Annotated in this window: 14 protein-coding genes and 1 riboswitch; of the genes, 9 read left to right on the forward strand and 5 right to left on the reverse strand. The window is 46.3% G+C overall.

Going from position 1 to position 15,602, the window contains the following annotated elements; translation table 11 throughout:
• Positions 1–197: 197 nt before the first annotated feature.
• The 3 genes from DP923_RS12515 to hppD all read right to left on the reverse strand — a co-directional run bounded on the left by DP923_RS12515 (position 198) and on the right by hppD (position 3,930).
• On the reverse strand, positions 198–782 hold the full coding sequence (locus DP923_RS12515) for a nitroreductase family protein (RefSeq protein WP_112306178.1): 585 nt from the start codon (positions 780–782) through the stop codon (positions 198–200).
• A gap of 120 nt (positions 783–902) precedes the next feature.
• The gene (locus DP923_RS12520; protein WP_165838192.1) at positions 903–2,645 is read right to left on the reverse strand and encodes a phospho-sugar mutase; all 1,743 of its coding nucleotides are present in this window, start codon (positions 2,643–2,645) and stop codon (positions 903–905) included.
• A 190-nt stretch (positions 2,646–2,835) separates the two neighbouring features.
• A complete protein-coding gene (hppD, locus tag DP923_RS12525; RefSeq protein WP_112306271.1) occupies positions 2,836–3,930 on the reverse strand; it encodes a 4-hydroxyphenylpyruvate dioxygenase in 1,095 nt (364 codons plus the stop codon).
• 174 nt (positions 3,931–4,104) lie between these two features.
• Here hppD and DP923_RS12530 point away from each other — a divergent pair, with 174 nt between their 5' ends.
• Entirely contained in the window at positions 4,105–4,506 is a 402-nt protein-coding gene (locus tag DP923_RS12530; protein WP_112306179.1) for a hypothetical protein, read from the forward strand.
• Between the two features lie 219 nt (positions 4,507–4,725).
• On the opposite strand, the gene trpS is transcribed toward DP923_RS12530, so the two are convergent.
• A complete protein-coding gene (gene trpS / locus DP923_RS12535; RefSeq protein ID WP_112306180.1) occupies positions 4,726–5,700 on the reverse strand; it encodes a tryptophan--tRNA ligase in 975 nt (324 codons plus the stop codon).
• Positions 5,701–5,770: 70 nt separating this feature from the next.
• A complete protein-coding gene (locus DP923_RS12540) occupies positions 5,771–6,679 on the reverse strand; it encodes an EamA family transporter (protein ID WP_112306181.1) in 909 nt (302 codons plus the stop codon).
• Between the two features lie 484 nt (positions 6,680–7,163).
• On the opposite strand from DP923_RS12540, the gene DP923_RS12545 reads away from it, so the two are divergent.
• The 8 genes from DP923_RS12545 to DP923_RS12580 all read left to right on the forward strand — a co-directional run bounded on the left by DP923_RS12545 (position 7,164) and on the right by DP923_RS12580 (position 15,566).
• On the forward strand, positions 7,164–8,120 hold the full coding sequence (locus tag DP923_RS12545; protein WP_112306182.1) for a phosphoribosylaminoimidazolesuccinocarboxamide synthase: 957 nt from the start codon (positions 7,164–7,166) through the stop codon (positions 8,118–8,120).
• A 46-nt stretch (positions 8,121–8,166) separates the two neighbouring features.
• Positions 8,167–8,544 carry an STAS domain-containing protein gene (locus tag DP923_RS12550; RefSeq protein WP_112306183.1) on the forward strand — a complete coding sequence of 126 codons (378 nt, stop codon included), beginning with the start codon at positions 8,167–8,169 and terminating at the stop codon, positions 8,542–8,544.
• 14 nt (positions 8,545–8,558) lie between these two features.
• A complete protein-coding gene (locus DP923_RS12555) occupies positions 8,559–9,476 on the forward strand; it encodes a ribonuclease Z (protein ID WP_112306184.1) in 918 nt (305 codons plus the stop codon).
• Positions 9,477–9,557: 81 nt separating this feature from the next.
• Positions 9,558–10,355, forward strand: coding sequence for a queuosine precursor transporter (locus tag DP923_RS12560; protein WP_112306185.1), 798 nt, complete (start codon positions 9,558–9,560; stop codon positions 10,353–10,355).
• 284 nt (positions 10,356–10,639) lie between these two features.
• Positions 10,640–10,749: riboswitch (SAM riboswitch) on the forward strand.
• A 294-nt stretch (positions 10,750–11,043) separates the two neighbouring features.
• Positions 11,044–12,375, forward strand: a complete 1,332-nt coding sequence (locus DP923_RS12565; protein WP_112306186.1) for an O-acetylhomoserine aminocarboxypropyltransferase/cysteine synthase family protein — start codon at positions 11,044–11,046, stop codon at positions 12,373–12,375.
• 8 nt (positions 12,376–12,383) lie between these two features.
• Positions 12,384–13,439, forward strand: a complete 1,056-nt coding sequence (gene metX / locus DP923_RS12570) for a homoserine O-acetyltransferase MetX (protein WP_112306187.1) — start codon at positions 12,384–12,386, stop codon at positions 13,437–13,439.
• Entirely contained in the window at positions 13,423–14,676 is a 1,254-nt protein-coding gene (locus tag DP923_RS12575; RefSeq protein WP_112306188.1) for a homoserine dehydrogenase, read from the forward strand. Before metX ends, DP923_RS12575 begins: the two co-directional genes overlap by 17 nt.
• Positions 14,677–14,846: 170 nt before the next feature.
• Positions 14,847–15,566, forward strand: a complete 720-nt coding sequence (locus tag DP923_RS12580) for a hypothetical protein (protein WP_125047725.1) — start codon at positions 14,847–14,849, stop codon at positions 15,564–15,566.
• Positions 15,567–15,602 lie beyond the last annotated feature (36 nt).

Consider the following 15,602-nt stretch of genomic DNA (forward strand, 5'->3'; position numbering starts at 1 on the left):
AGTATAAATTATACTTCAATTAAGAGCAAAAGGCATTTGCTAAACCAACGCCCCTCCTTGAAAAAAGGAGGGGTGCCGCAGGCGGGGTGGTTTATCGCATCAATGAGAAAGGTAAGTCCTATCCGCCGAGTTCGGCCTGCTATACAACAATACCTTTCCAATCAAACCAACAACTACTTACGCCAGCAAAATCATACTTACATCCATTCTACTTTATCGCGCAGCGGAATAATGCGTTTGCCTTCGTGTGCCGGGTTTTCGGCGTAGCCTAAGTATAAAATGCCCAGTACAATATCTTCTTCGCGGAGGTGCAGGGATTTTCTCATAGCAGGGTGATAGGCCATGCCGCCGGAGCCCCAGTAACTGGCAATTCCTAAGGCGCTGGCACCAAGCAGCAGGTTTTGAATAGCGCAGGAAGTGGCAGCAATTTCTTCCAGCACCGGAATTTTAGGCAGGTTGCCCCGCTGCATGTACGCCACCAGTATATGCGAAGCCTGATCGCCCATGATTTTCAGCTTTTCATACTTGTCAGGTTTGTAGTTTTCTTCCGGAGTTTCCTGTTGGTAGAGCTCAGCGTGACTCTGGCAAAACTGTTTTACTTTATCCCCCGCATATACTTTAAAACGCCACGGTTCGGTGTGGGCGTGTGTGGGGGCCCAGTCTGCCAGTTCCAACAGCTGTTTTACCTGCTCATCGGGTATTTCTTGCCCGTTCATTTTAGGCGGTTTGGTTGTTCTGCGATGGCGTATTACCTGGCTTATCTGCGAAAAAAGATTATTCATAGGATAAAAATCAAAAGTATAAAGAGCAGTTTTGAAGTATAAATTTTAAGTATAAAAAATGGCTAAACCGCCGAATTATAGTTTCAGCAATTTAGCCATTTTACGAAGTATAAATAAAGCCTATTTCAGTTTCAGATCAACCAGGATCTGCTCTATCTTCTGATTCAGCTTTTGCTCGGTAGCATCAAAATCAGCTTTGGAAGCCAGTGGCTCGTTTACGCTGATGTAGAACTTGATCTTTGGCTCGGTGCCAGATGGGCGCGCTGAAATTTTGCTACCATCTTCGGTTAAATACTGCAGTACGTTGGAGCTTTCCAGGCCTAGTTTGGTTTCTTCGCCTGAAATCAGGTTTTTGCAGGTGCTCAGTTTGAAGTCGCTCACTTCTATAACCGGAGAGCCAGCTATACTTTGTGGCGGGTTGGCACGCATCTCGGCCATCATCTGCTGAATTTCTTCGGCACCGCGCTGTCCTTTTTTCGTGAACGATACCAGTTCTTCTTTGTAGAAGTTATACTTGGTGTACATCTCGGTCATCATCTCGAACAAGCTCTGGCCGTTATCCTTCGCAACAGCTGCCATTTCCGCGATCAGGGCGCAGGCAGAAATGCCGTCTTTGTCGCGCACGAAATCACCGATCATATAACCGTAGCTTTCTTCGCCGCCGCCAATGTATACTTCCTGGCCTTCCAGCTCACGTATCTTCTCAGCGATGTACTTAAAGCCGGTCAGGGTTTCGTAGTGCTTTACACCGTAGCTTTCAGCAATTTCCTTGATAAGGTCGGTGGTAACGATGGTTTTGACGATAAACTCTTTGCCTGTTAGCTTACCGGCTTTTTGCCAGGCCTGCAGCAGGTAGTTTATAAGTATGGCACCCGTCTGGTTACCGTTCAAAAGTATAAATTCGCCTTTCAGGTTTTTTACAGCGATGCCCACACGGTCAGAATCCGGGTCGGTGGCAAGTATAAGATCGGCATCCAGTTCAGCGGCTTTTTTAAGGGCCAGCGTCATGGCTTCTTTTTCTTCGGGGTTCGGGTAAACTACTGTCGGGAAGTTGCCATCCGGTTTTGCCTGCTCTTCCACTACGTGCACGTTGGTAAAGCCAAAACGCGCCAGTACTTCCGGTACCAGCGTTATGCCCGTGCCATGCAGCGGCGTGTACACAATTTTCAGGTCGTGCTGGTTTTTAATAGCCTCCTGCGAGATCGACAGTTTCAGCACTTCGTCCATGTACGCTTCGTCGAGTTCAGCGCCAACCATCGCTACGTTATCGTTGTTAGCTTCAAACTTCACCTCATCAATAGAAGTAATTTTGTTTACTTCCGCGATGATGTTTTTGTCGTGGGGAGCAGTTACCTGCGCGCCATCGTTCCAGTATACTTTGTAGCCGTTATAATCTTTCGGGTTATGCGATGCCGTCACGACCACGCCGCTCTGGCATCCCAAATGGCGGATCGCAAACGAAAGTTGCGGTGTCGGGCGAAGTGCCTCAAACAAGTATACTTTAATGCCGTTGGCCGAGAAAATATCAGCAGAGATGCGGGCAAAAAGATCGGAGTTATTGCGGCTGTCGTGGGCAATGGCCACTTTTACCTGCTCACCGGGAAAGTTCTGCTTCAGGTAATTGCATAAGCCTTGCGTGGCCATTCCTAAAGTATAACGGTTCATGCGGTTGCTGCCTGCGCCCATAATACCGCGCAAACCGCCTGTGCCAAATTCAAGGTTCTTGTAAAAAGCATCAGAAAGGGTTTCGTGTTCGCCGCGTTCCTGCATGCCTGCTATTTCGGCTTTGGTTTCTTCGTCGAAGTTACCGTTCAGCCATACATTTATTTTTTCCTGTATCGTAGGGTCAATCATTGTTTCCATCAAAATTAAAATGGGGTGGAAGTATAAGTCTGTAAAGCGATTAAGTTATTGCCGCTTAAGATGCTCTTAAATAAATCACACCAGCCTTTTCTGTACGCGGGGCACAGTGTAAGAGCTGGTGTGATGAAATTTTATATCAAAATAAAGCTGGTTTGGCTACAATTACGAGCCGCTATACTTTATTTTTGGTTTAAAGGTTACCGCGAAGTGCCTGTTCCCGCTCAATTGCTTCGAATAAAGCCTTGAAATTGCCTTTGCCAAACGATTTGGCGCCTTTACGCTGGATAATTTCATAGAACACAGTTGGTCTGTCTTCCACTGGCTTCGTGAAGATCTGCAGCAAATAACCTTCGTCGTCGCAGTCTACAAGGATGTTCAGTTTTTTGAGGTCTTCCATATCTTCGTCGATGTGGCCGATGCGCCCGATCAGATCCGTATAATACGTTTCCGGCACATGCAGGAACTCCACACCACGGCGGCGCAACTCTGCTACAGTTGATAAAATATCATACGTAGCCACGGCAATGTGCTGCACACCAGCACCACGGTAAAACTCGAGGTACTCATCGATCTGCGATTTTTTCTTGCCTTCGGCCGGCTCATTTATCGGGAATTTAATGTAGCCGTTTCCGTTCGATACTACTTTAGACATCAGGGCAGTATACTCGGTGCTGATGTCTTCGTCATCAAAGGTAAGCAGCAGTTTAAAGCCCATCACGTCTTCGTAAAACTTCACCCATTCATTCATCAGGCCAAGCTCCACGTTACCAACGCAATGGTCTACATACTTCAGGCCAACCGGCTCTGTTACCAACTCGGAAGTACGTGCCACATAACCAGGCATAAACACACCAGAATAGTTATGGCGCTCTACAAATGTATGGATGGTATCACCGTACGTTCTGATGGACGCTGTTTTTACTTCACCAAATTCGTCGGTTAGGGTTTGCGGTTCGATGGCAGGCTGGGCACCGCGCGCTACAGTTTCACGGAAAGACTTTTCGGCATCGTCTACCCAAAGCGCCAACACCTTTACACCATCGCCGTGCAGGTGCACATGCTGTGCAATTTCAGATTCAGGGCTGATACCGGTAGTAAGTACCAGGCGTATTTTTTCCTGCTGCAGCACATAAGATGCCCGGTCGCGCACACCAGTTTCGGGGCCGGCATAGGCTACCAGCTTAAAGCCGAAGGCTGTCTGGTAAAAGTGTGCTGCCTGCTTGGCGTTGCCTACATAGAACTCAATGTAATCGGTGCCGTTTAGAGGTAAAATATCTGTAACTATTGTTTCGGAAGGTAAGGTGTTGGTATTCATAGTCAGATGAATTTTATTAAGTGTTACGTAAAAATACACCTTTTAATTGTTTATCAAAAGCGATCCGGTTTCCTGTAAATTAACAACCCGAATGCTTGCAATTGCTGCAGCATGTTTTCAACTTTGTAAAAAAAGCAAGATAAGATGAACGCAAACGACCTGAATAAAGCTATAGTTGCCATCCTCGAGAAAAAGCAACAACTGAACGGCATGGATTATAACGACGAACGTTATGATGACCTGGAAGAAGCGTTGCACGACCTGGAAGATGATTTTAACGAAACGTACGGCGACGAAATGGAAGATGTACTGGAAGATGTGCACGCCAAATTAAAGTCTGATGCGGAGTTGTTACTGCCAACTGCTTACCTGGCCAGCGCGCTCGATGTAGAAGAAATTGACCTGGATGAAGATGTGCGCGAAGGTGTTTGGGTAGAGTCTGATTCGTTCCCGGGTGTGGAGATGCGTTTGGTGCTGGTGGCTAACCCGCCTCGTTTTCTGCTGGTGCTAGCCGACCAGGAACGCGTACTCTGGACTGCCGAATAAGTATAACCAAGTATAAAGTATAAAAAGAAAGGCCGCTGTTACTTACAGCGGCCTTTCTTTTTATACTTGGAACTGTTTAGAGTTTTAAACAAATAAATTACTGCTGCCCTTGCTGCGTGTTTTCACCAGCAAGCGCCTGTTGGTGAACGTATAGTTGTTGATGAAAACACGCAACAACGGCAGGTTCAGATACTATAATTGAAAACCCTAAACAGCTTCTTAGTAACCGATCTTTTCGCGTACTCTTTTTAACACCTGGCTGCCAATGGCCTTTGCTTTTTCTGCGCCTTCGTGTAGTTTCTTGTCTATTTCGGGCAGGTTGGTGATGTAGTAATTAAACAGTTCGCGCTCTTTTGCATACTTGGTTATGATAAGCTCGTAAAGGGCTTGCTTGGCGTGGCCGTAACCGTAGCCGCCATTTTCGTAGTTGCGGCGCATGGCTTCAATTTCTTCAGCTGAGGCCAGTAAACTATACAGTTTAAAAGTAGTATCGTCGTCCGGGTTCTTCGGTTCTTCCAGCGGCGTGCTGTCGGTAACGATGCTCATGATGGTTTTGCGCAACGGTTTATCCGCCTCAAAAATATCGATGATGTTACCATACGATTTGCTCATTTTCTCGCCGTTAATGCCGGGCACGGTCATCACAGCTTCGTCGGTTTTTGCTTCCGGTAATACAAACGTCTCGCCGTAGATGTGGTTAAACGAGCTGGCAATATCACGCGTGATTTCGAGATGCTGCACCTGGTCTTTGCCTACGGGTACTAAATTGGCATCATACAAAAGTATATCCGCCGCCATTAAAACCGGGTAAGTAAACAAGCCGGCATTTACATCGGCCAGTCCGCGCCGACTCGATTTATCTTTAAACGAGTGTGCGTTTGCCAGCATCGGGAAAGGAGCGAAGCAGCTCAGGTACCAGCTCAGTTCGGTTACCATCGGCACATCCGACTGGCGGTAAAATATATGGCGATCGGTATCGAAGCCAAAGGCCAGCCAGGCAGCCGCAACTGCGTAGGTGTTATTGCGCAACAATGCTGCATCGCGCACGGTGGTAAGCGAGTGCATGTCTGCGATGAAGTATAAAGATTCCTGATCAGATGTTCTGGAAAGCTCCACCGCTGGAATTATAGCGCCCAACAGGTTGCCTAAGTGTGGTCGGCCGGTGCTTTGGATGCCGGTAAGGTATCGTGCCATAGGATAGAAAGATACTAGGTTGAGGTCGCAATTTAAGTAAAAACAGGAGAAAAACGGCTGCAGCCCATAATTAAGCTGTTACGCTATTGGGATGCGGTTGCGGCTTAAGGGCTTTCAGGTTAGAAAGTATAATAGCTGCCAGAATAAGGGCAACGCCCAGCCATTGCACCGCCCATACTTCTTCGCCCAGCACCAGGCTCGACATCAGCACGGCAACAGGCAACTCAGCAGCACTCAGGATAGCGCTCAGGCCCAAACCTGTTTTAGGAATGCCATACGCATAGCACAACGGCGGAATAACTGTTCCAAAAACCGACAGCACCATTCCCCATTTAAACAGCCCGGATGTTAAAGCACCATTCACCAGAAAGACCGGCGGGAAAATCGTGAAAATCAGGATGCAGGCACCCGTTAATAGCAGCGCACTTTTAGTTACCGGGTGCAGGTTATTGCCGGCAGACCCGTTAATCATCAAAAAGAAAGTATAAGAGAGTGCGGCCAGTAGGCCAAATCCGATTCCGGCCAGGTCGAAGTCAGGTAACTCACCAGAAAAGAGCCTCCCGGCCAGGCAGGTGCCGAACAGAATTAGGGCTACGGTGGCAAGCTGCAGCGGTTTCGGGGCTTTGCGTTTTATGATCGCTTCCAGGAGCAAACTCATCCAGGTAAACTGCATCAGCAAAAGTATGGCAATAGAGGCCGGTACGGTTTGCACGCATTTGTAATAAAATATACTTACCAGGCCGGTTGAGATACCCATAGCGGCCAGTTTTACTTTTTCCTGTAAGGTGGCACCGCTTCTTTTAGCTCCGGCCAGGTAACGCACCAGCACGATCAGCCAAAGTATAACAAACCCGAAAAATACCTGGCTGCCGGTTACATCGCCCAGCGTAAAGCCTTCTTTGTAGGCCAGTTTAACAAACGTAGAAAGTATCCCGAAGCTGGAAGCTCCCAGAAATACCAAAGCAATACCTCTGAACATGATGTTCTGTTAAAAATTAAATAAAAAAGGAAAAGGATGCTGGCCCCGCAATAGGGCATAAGGCGTTATTATAGGTCGTGGAGAACGTACCCGGTTATAAATATTTGTGTATGAGCTAAATGGTTGGCCATAACTGATAAGGTGCCGCAAAGGTACAAAATTTACAGTGTAAAACTTGCCCGGTTTATACTTTAAAAACCACCTTCCGGGTTTTGCCGCTTACTTGCTCAGGCACAGTAGGTAACAAAGCAGAAGTAAATTTCTGTAAAAAAGGATAGATGTGGCAGTAAAAGTATATTCTTTATTTTGTGCTACGGAAAGGGTTATAAGTATAAAACTTTAGGCTGCTAACTAAGTATATTGCAATATTGTTTTTAGGCCGTATGGCTAGATCTCTGGGGCAAGGCTTGTTTTGTTCAGTTTAAAAAATTTCCAGTACACCTAAATATATGTAACTTTGCTTGCCTATAACACTACAAACGCAATGGAGGCCATACAAGAAACTAATTTCTCCTTTCCAGCCCAGACAGGCTTTTACAGAGGTAAAGTGCGTGACGTATACTTTTTCGAGGATAAGATCGCGATTGTAGCTACCGACCGTATTTCCGCTTTTGATGTGGTGCTGCCCCGCCCGATTCCTTACAAAGGACAGGTGCTGAACCAGATCGCGGGCCTGAACCTGAAGGCGACCGCTGATATTGTGCCGAACTGGGTACTTGCCACGCCGGATGCAAATGTTACGATTGGTTACCATTGCGAGCCTTACAAAGTGGAAATGGTGATCCGGGGATACCTGGCCGGCCATGCCTGGCGCGAGTATAAAGCCGGAAAACGTACGGTTTGCGGCGTTAGCTTACCGGAAGGTTTACAGGAAAACGATAAATTACCTTCGCCTATTATTACGCCCACTACGAAAGCCGACGAAGGCCACGACGAAGACATTTCGCGGGAAAACATTATCGCAAACGGTATTGTTTCCGAAAAAGAATATGAACAACTGGAGGCGTACACCAGAGCACTTTTTGAGCGTGGCACTCAATTTGCAAAAGAGCGTGGACTGATACTGGTAGATACCAAGTATGAATTCGGGCAGTACAAAGGTGAGATTTATTTGATCGATGAAATCCATACACCGGACTCGTCTCGTTATTTTTACCTCGAAGGGTATCAGGAGCGCCAGAATTCAGGGGAGCCACAGAAGCAGTTATCAAAGGAATTTGTGCGCCAGTGGCTGATAGAAGGAGGCTTTCAGGGCAAGGAAGGACAGGCAATACCTGAAATGTCCGATGAAGTAGTAGCCGGAATTTCAGACCGTTATATTGAGCTTTATGAAGCTTTTACAGGCCAAGCCTTTGTAAAAGAAGACTATACAGAAGTGCAGGAACGCATTAAGCGTTGTGTGGAAGAAAACATTTTTAGCGCCAAAGATTACCATAATTAAAGTATAATTTGGTAGATTCGCATTATAAATCCTTATTGGTAGATCTATGAAGTACACGATTGATAAGAAAGAAAACTATACAATTATCACGATTGATGAAAAGAAGCTTGACACTTCTATCGCACCGGACCTGAAATCGGAATTCGTGAAATTGAATGCTGAAGGGATCACCAACCTGATTCTTGACCTGAATAACGTTAAATATACTGATTCATCAGGGCTTAGCTCTATCCTGATCGCAAACCGTTTGTGCAATTCTTCTGGTGGCTTGCTTATACTTACCGGCCTGCAGGACCACGTAATGAAACTGATCACGATCTCTAAATTAGAGTCTGTTCTGAACATTCTGCCATCCGTAGAAGAAGCGATTGACCGTGTGTTTTTGCACGAGATCGAGCAGGACTTAACTAACAAAGAAGACTAAGTTTACCGCCTGCCGTGGATTTCGAACTCAGAATTTTGGGTAGTTCGTCGGCCACGCCATCGGCAAACAGACACCATACCGCGCAAATTTTAACGATCGGAAACCAGTACCATCTGATCGATTGCGGGGAAGGAACGCAGATGCAGTTGATGCTATACAAGATAAAGCATCAGCGCATCTGCAATATCTATATCAGCCACCTGCACGGCGACCACTATTTTGGGTTAGTGGGTTTGCTCTCTACCATGCACCTGCAGGGCCGCCAATTACCACTCCGCCTGTTCGGGCCGCCCGGCCTATCCGAAATCCTGACTTTGCAACTACGCTACTCCGGTACTAACCTGAGTTTCCCGATCCACTTTCAGGAACTGGATACGACCCAATACTTCAAAATTTATGAAGACAAGCAGCTAACGGTACATACCATTCCGATGGAGCACCGCGTGCCTTGCTGCGGTTTTTTGTTCCGGGAAAAGCCAAAGCCACGCCCGCTTATCAAAGAAAAATTACCCAAGTCCCTAACGCCACCACAATTGGTCAGGTTGAAATGGGGAGAAGATATTAAAGACGAACAGGGCGCTATACTTGTAGCTAACAAAGAAGTAACAAACGAGCCGAAACGGAGCCGCAGTTACGCCTATTGCTCAGATAGCAGGTATAAACCTGCCATTCTCCCTTACCTGCACCACATAGACCTGCTCTACCACGAAGCCACCTTTGCAAATGACTTGTGCGAGCGGGCAGAATATACATTTCATAGCACGGCGCGGCAAGCCGCACAAATTGCGTTGGCAGCAAACGTAAGGCAACTCATTATTGGTCATTTCTCGGTACGCTACAAAGACCTGAACCCTTTGCTGGAGGAAGCCCAGGCGGTGTTCCCCAAAACAGACCTGGCCATCGAAGGCAGTATTTTCTGTATCCGGGAATAAGCATAAGGCTTGGTATAAAGTTGTGCTGCCATAATAGCTATATTTGATAGTTATAGCTATTTACTTATTAAAACGATCAACATGACGTTTCCGAAGGAGCAGGAACAAAAACGGGCAAACCTTTTTCTGATCTTAAGTGGTATTTTTATCGCCAATGCCTTGCTGGCAGAACTGATCGGCGTTAAAATATTTTCAGGAGAAGCTTTGTTTAATTTGCCTGGCGCGCAACTGCCCTTGCTGGGAAACTCAAAACTGGATTTTAACCTGACTGCCGGTGTTATTATCTGGCCAGCCGTTTTCATCACCACAGATATCATAAATGAATACTTTGGGAAGGCTGGTGTAAAGCGGGTAAGTATACTTACAGTGGTGCTCATCCTGTATGCTTTTGTCGTGATTACAGCTGTTAGCGGTTTGCCGCCAGCGCCTTTCTGGGTGGAGCTTAACAGCACCGATGCCCAAGGCCGCCCATTCGATATTGATTTTGCTTTTAATTCGATTTACCGCCAGGGCCTGGGTATTATCATTGGCTCTGTGGTTGCTTTTCTGGTCGGGCAATTTTTAGATGCCTATGTTTTCCATTGGCTGCGAAAGTATACAGGTAGTAAAAAGATATGGCTACGGGCCACCGGCTCTACCTTGGTGTCACAGCTGGTCGATAGCTTTGTAGTACTTTTTGTTGCTTTTTTCCTGTTTGGCAACTGGCCGATTGAATTGGTGTTATCCGTGGCGGTAATAAATTACCTGTACAAGTTTGTAGTGGCGGTGCTGTTAACGCCTTTGCTCTATGTAGCACATTACCTGATCGATAAGTACCTGGGTCACCACGCAGCAGAACAACTCACAGAAGCCGCCGCTCAGAATTCTGAGACTGAGTAAGACCTTTAGCGCCTTTTGTACCTGCTTTTTAGCTGCTTCCTGATTTATGTTGCAAATTGTACTTTACTTATAGTGACTTTTGCTGACAGGAGGGGTTTATTTATACTTTAAAGCACGTGGATTTCGCATTTTGCAGTTTTCAGAACACACAAGTTTCAGTTATTTGTAGCTGTGTTTTTGGTGTACTGAAAACCGCAGTATGATTTTTTTATTTAAAATTTGTAGCTTTTAAAAAAGCTGCCCGTATATTTGCATCATCAAGTCATCAACCCTTATCGGGTCATGATTTATAAAGAAGCGTGAAGAGACAGGCTCTGTGAAGCGCTAGCAACCTAACCAAAGCGGTTAAGGTGCTAATTCCTGATTCCGGAAATAAACCGGAAGAATATAAACTGATACGAGCATGATCAAGGGAACAAATTCACCAACGTACAACCGTATTTATACTTTTCCGGCAGTTAACGCACTGCCTCAGGAAACGTGCTTTAAGTTTGCTGCAATTACCGGCAGGTACACCCCAATGTGCCAAATGCTGTGCTGTTGTTGCTAATTCTGTAGTTACCCCTCTTTTTTAATTCAGGCTCATTTTCAGATCAACGTCTGAGGGCAAGGTATAAGCTGCCTTTGCTGTTTTGCCTGCATTTATATGGCCGATTTATACTTTTCCACTTCATAATATACAATCATCATGTCACAAAAACTTCATTTTGAAACGCTGCAATTGCATGCAGGCCAGGACATTGACCCGACTACACGCTCCAGAACAGTTCCTATTTACCAGACGTCCTCTTATGTTTTTAAAGATGCTGAACATGGCGCCAACCTCTTCGCCCTGAAAGAATTCGGGAATATTTATACCCGCATCATGAACCCCACGACCGATGTATTTGAAAAACGCGTGGCAGCCCTGGAAGGCGGCGTAGCAGCCGTGGCAGTTGCATCAGGTATGGCGGCACAATTTATCGCGCTGAACAATATACTGGAGGCCGGCGATAATTTTATTTCAACCAGTTTCCTGTATGGCGGTACTTATAATCAGTTTAAAGTATCCTTTAAAAAACTGGGAATAGAAGCCCGCTTTGCCGAAAACGACGAAGTACAGAGCTATGAAAAGCTGATTGACGACCGAACAAAAGCCATTTATGTAGAAACGATCGGCAACCCGCGTTTTAATATTCCTGATTTTGAGGCCATCGCTGCGCTTGCTGCCAGGTATGAAATTCCGTTGGTAGTGGATAATACGTTTGGTGCGGGAGGTTACCTGTTCAGGCCACTGGAGCATGGGGCAAATGTAGTGGTAGCTTCTGCCACCAAATGGATTGGCGGGCACGGAACCAGCATTGGCGGTATAATTGTAGACGGTGGTAATTTTAACTGGGGCAACGGTAAATTTCAGCAGTTCTCAGAACCATCCGAAGGGTATCATGGCCTGAATTTCTGGGAAGTTTTTGGTGCTGATGGTCCGTTCGGGAATATTGCTTTTGCTATCCGGGCGCGTGTAGAGGGCCTCCGTGATTTTGGTCCGGCACTTAGTCCGTTTAACGCTTTCCAGTTAATTCAGGGCTTGGAAACGCTTTCGCTTCGGGTAGACCGTACGGTGCAAAATGCATTGGAGTTGGCACAGTGGCTGGAACAACACGAGCAGGTAGAAGCAGTAAATTACCCAGGGCTGGCATCAAGCAAGTATCATCAATTGGCTGCTAAATACCTGAAGCGTGGCTATGGTGGCGTTCTGTCTTTCAAACTGAAAGGAGACAGAAAGCAGACAGAACAGTTTGTAAACAGCCTCGAACTGATCAGCCATGTGGCTAACGTAGGCGATGCCAAAACATTGATCATACATCCGGCGTCAACCACCCACCAACAGTTAAGCGATGCCGAGCAATTAAGTGCCGGTGTTGAACCAACGCTGTTACGACTGTCGGCTGGTATCGAACATATAGCAGATATAAAAGCTGACCTGGAACAGGCGTTTGCAAAAGTACGTGAACTGGAGGCCGAACTCACACTACAAAATTAAGAATCGTAATGCCTGAACATTTTGTGTTTCATTACCAGCAAGCACTGCAACTGGAATCGGGAGAGCAATTACCCGGTTTCCAGCTGGCCTATACTACTTATGGTACCCCAAACCAAGATAACAGCAATGTAATCTGGGTGTGCCATGCCTTAACAGGTAGCTCCGATTTTACAGAGTGGTGGGGCGGGTTATTCGGGGAAGGGAAGCTCTTTGACCCGGAAAACTGGTTTATAGTTTGCGCGAACACGCTGGGCGGCTGTTACGGATCTACCGGACCTTTATCGATTAACCCGAATACCCTGAAACCATACTTTCATACTTTTCCGCAACTCACAAACCGCGATGTAGTGGCTGCTTTTGATCTGCTGCGTGTGCACCTGGGTATCGGGCAGATTCATACCTTAATTGGTGGTTCACTAGGCGGGCAGCAGGCGCTGGAGTGGGCGATATACCGACCGGAAGTAATGCAGCGACTGGTGCATGTAGCATCTAATGCGCGCCATTCTGCCTGGGGAATTGCTTTCAACGAAACGCAGCGGATGGCGATTCGGCAGGACCCCAGCTGGGAATTGCCGACAGCAGATGCCGGGATGCAAGGTCTGAAAACGGCCCGCGCCATTGCCATGTTATCGTACCGGCACTACAAAAGCTACGATGCAACACAACAGGAGCCAGGGTGCGACAAAACCGATAACTACAACGCATCCTCTTACCAGGTATACCAGGGCGAGAAATTAAGCGGACGTTTCAATGCTTACACCTACTGGTTGTTATCAAAGGCCATGGATTCGCACCACATAGGGCGAGGCAGAGGGAGTGTAGCCATAGCGCTGCAAAAATTAAAAGCCCGGACACTTTTTGTAGGTGTAGATACGGACCTCCTCTTTCCGGTGCAGGAACAGCGTGCACTCCATGAGCAAGTGTCCGGTTCAGCTTTCAGCCTCCTGCATTCCGATTATGGTCACGATGGTTTTTTAGTTGAGGAAGCACAACTGGCAGCAGCCATTCAGAAATTTTACGAACAAGAACTCAAACCGGCCTTCACCTATGAGCGACAAGTATAATAAAAAAAGAATCGGAATATGGGGGTTTGGCTGTGTGGGGCAAGGCCTTTATGATGTGCTGCAACATAACCGGCATACAGCGCTGGAGGTGGCCAGCATTTGTGTAAAGCATCCTGAAAAGAAGAGGACGTTGCCAGCTTCAATGTTCACCTTTAACCCACAGCAGCTGCTCGAAGATGCAAGTATAGATCTGCTGACTGAGCTAATAAGTGATCCGGAAGAAGCTTACTTACTTGTAAAGCAGGCATTGTTAGCGGGCAAATCGGTTATTTCGGCCAACAAAAAAATGATCGCGCAACACTTGCCCGAGTTGATAGAACTCCAGCAAAAGTATGGCGGCCGTTTGTTATACGAGGCAGCTGTAGGAGGCAGTATTCCCATTTTAAGAACACTGGAAGCTTATTACGGAAACGAACCCTTGCAGGAAGTATGCGGTATTCTGAATGGCTCTTCCAATTATATTCTGAGCAAATTACATGAGGAAGAAATCAGCTACCAGGATGCGCTGCAGGAAGCACAGGAATTGGGCTTTGCTGAGACAGATCCCAGGCTTGATGTGGGCGGGCACGATGCACTGCACAAGATATGTATCATTGCTGCCCATGGTTTCGGTGCTTTAGTAGATCCTGCAAAGGTAGTCCGGCTGGGTATTGAGCATATAAACACAAATGATGTAAAACTCGCGCAGGCCTTAGGAACCAGAATAAAACTGGTTGCAACAGCCAGGCTTACAGCGAGCGGTAAATTAGCTGTGCAGGTACTACCAGCTTTCGTAAAACCGACCAGCGAATTATACTTTGTTGAGGCTGAATTTAATGGGGTACTGCTGGAAGCAAAGTTTGCCGGAACCCAATTCCTGAAAGGCAGGGGAGCCGGCAGCCACCCGACAGGCTCGGCTGTTTGGGCCGATGTGTCTGCTGCACTGGGCGGTTACAAGTATAACTATGCTAAAATAAAACAACAGCACTTATCAATTGATACAGAAGGGCTCATAACAATATACCTCCGTACCGCTTTGGAGGGAGAATTACCAAAATTACCATGGCTTGAGGTGACATCCTTTGGAGTAAATAGTAAAGTGATTCAGTTGGTAGGCACGCTTCGGTATACAGATTTACTCCTGCATCAAAGAGATTTAGAAAAAGCTGGTGCCTTTATCGTAGAGGTGCCGCAATCGCTTGATAGCAATGATTTTATACGCGCTTCTAAGTTACAGGAACTGGAAATTGTTAACTGAAATGGTATTTAGATATAAAATAATTTCAATATAATTTATGATTATATAAATTAAAAGTGGCTAAAAATAGGTTAGTGCTGAAAATTGTTCTTTTCTGTGGTAAACAGCATTTACTTTTAAGTTAGTGTGCACGTACAAGTAGTATCCTCAGAAGATTTAACTGTACTGCCATGAGAAATATTCTACACTTACTGCCTATACTTTTTCTCTTTACCCTACTATCCTGCCGCGACGAATCTGTTACACCTATCCGTAACGTACGCTTCGACCCTAATCTGCTAAACAAAATAACGGATGGTACACCTTGTGAGAGTTATACTTATAATACAGCCGAAGGGAAACGTATGTTAGGGAATGTCCATACGCAGCAGCTACTCGTGGTTTTTACTGAAACTACATCCGAAAAGCAAAAAGAACAGGCGTTGTTAAAGTATGAATTTGTAAAGCAGCCCGAAGGCAGGCTTGGCCGGGAAGCAGGTTTGGTGCATACCGTAAACTTAAAACCGGGGTTAGGTTGCAAGCAGGTAGAGCAGGCCATTCAACTTCTTGCTGCCGATAGCCGGATTGCCTATGCAGCGCCTTACTTTATTTCAGGATCTGATGTGATCGGGCTGTCTAATGAAGCGATGGTTACTGTTACGCCTGGCAACTCTGATCTTCTGAAAAGTTATGTTGCCGGTTTTAATGCAAAAATAACACAGCCACTTGCCGATAATCTATACCTTGTTCAGGTAGATAAGAACTCTAAAGGGAATACGCTGGCTTTAGTTGCATACTTGCAGGGCAAAGCAGGTATAGCGCTGGCAGAACCCGATTTTATACTTTCGTTGCCTGGCGCTGATAAGCCAATACCCCCGCGCAGAGTAGCCGGGTCACAACAAAGACGCTAAAATCATACTTTATAAAAAAGCGGGGCTGCATGATTT

Origin of the sequence: Pontibacter arcticus, from assembly GCF_003284895.1 — a bacterium.
Lineage (GTDB): Bacteria > Bacteroidota > Bacteroidia > Cytophagales > Hymenobacteraceae > Pontibacter > Pontibacter arcticus.

Bases quoted from the DNA above. Each gene is read 5' to 3' on its own strand.
- DP923_RS12560 (WP_112306185.1), top strand. From the start codon at position 9,558: ATGACGTTTCCGAAGGAGCAGGAACAAAAACGGGCAAACCTTTTTCTG.
- DP923_RS12520 (WP_165838192.1), bottom strand. From the start codon at position 2,645: ATGGAAACAATGATTGACCCTACGATACAGGAAAAAATAAATGTATGG.
- metX (WP_112306187.1), top strand. From the start codon at position 12,384: ATGCCTGAACATTTTGTGTTTCATTACCAGCAAGCACTGCAACTGGAA.
- DP923_RS12540 (WP_112306181.1), bottom strand. From the start codon at position 6,679: ATGTTCAGAGGTATTGCTTTGGTATTTCTGGGAGCTTCCAGCTTCGGG.
- DP923_RS12565 (WP_112306186.1), top strand. From the start codon at position 11,044: ATGTCACAAAAACTTCATTTTGAAACGCTGCAATTGCATGCAGGCCAG.
- DP923_RS12550 (WP_112306183.1), top strand. From the start codon at position 8,167: ATGAAGTACACGATTGATAAGAAAGAAAACTATACAATTATCACGATT.
- DP923_RS12580 (WP_125047725.1), top strand. From the start codon at position 14,847: ATGAGAAATATTCTACACTTACTGCCTATACTTTTTCTCTTTACCCTA.
- DP923_RS12530 (WP_112306179.1), top strand. From the start codon at position 4,105: ATGAACGCAAACGACCTGAATAAAGCTATAGTTGCCATCCTCGAGAAA.
- trpS (WP_112306180.1), bottom strand. From the start codon at position 5,700: ATGGCACGATACCTTACCGGCATCCAAAGCACCGGCCGACCACACTTA.
- DP923_RS12545 (WP_112306182.1), top strand. From the start codon at position 7,164: ATGGAGGCCATACAAGAAACTAATTTCTCCTTTCCAGCCCAGACAGGC.
- DP923_RS12575 (WP_112306188.1), top strand. From the start codon at position 13,423: ATGAGCGACAAGTATAATAAAAAAAGAATCGGAATATGGGGGTTTGGC.
- DP923_RS12515 (WP_112306178.1), bottom strand. From the start codon at position 782: ATGAATAATCTTTTTTCGCAGATAAGCCAGGTAATACGCCATCGCAGA.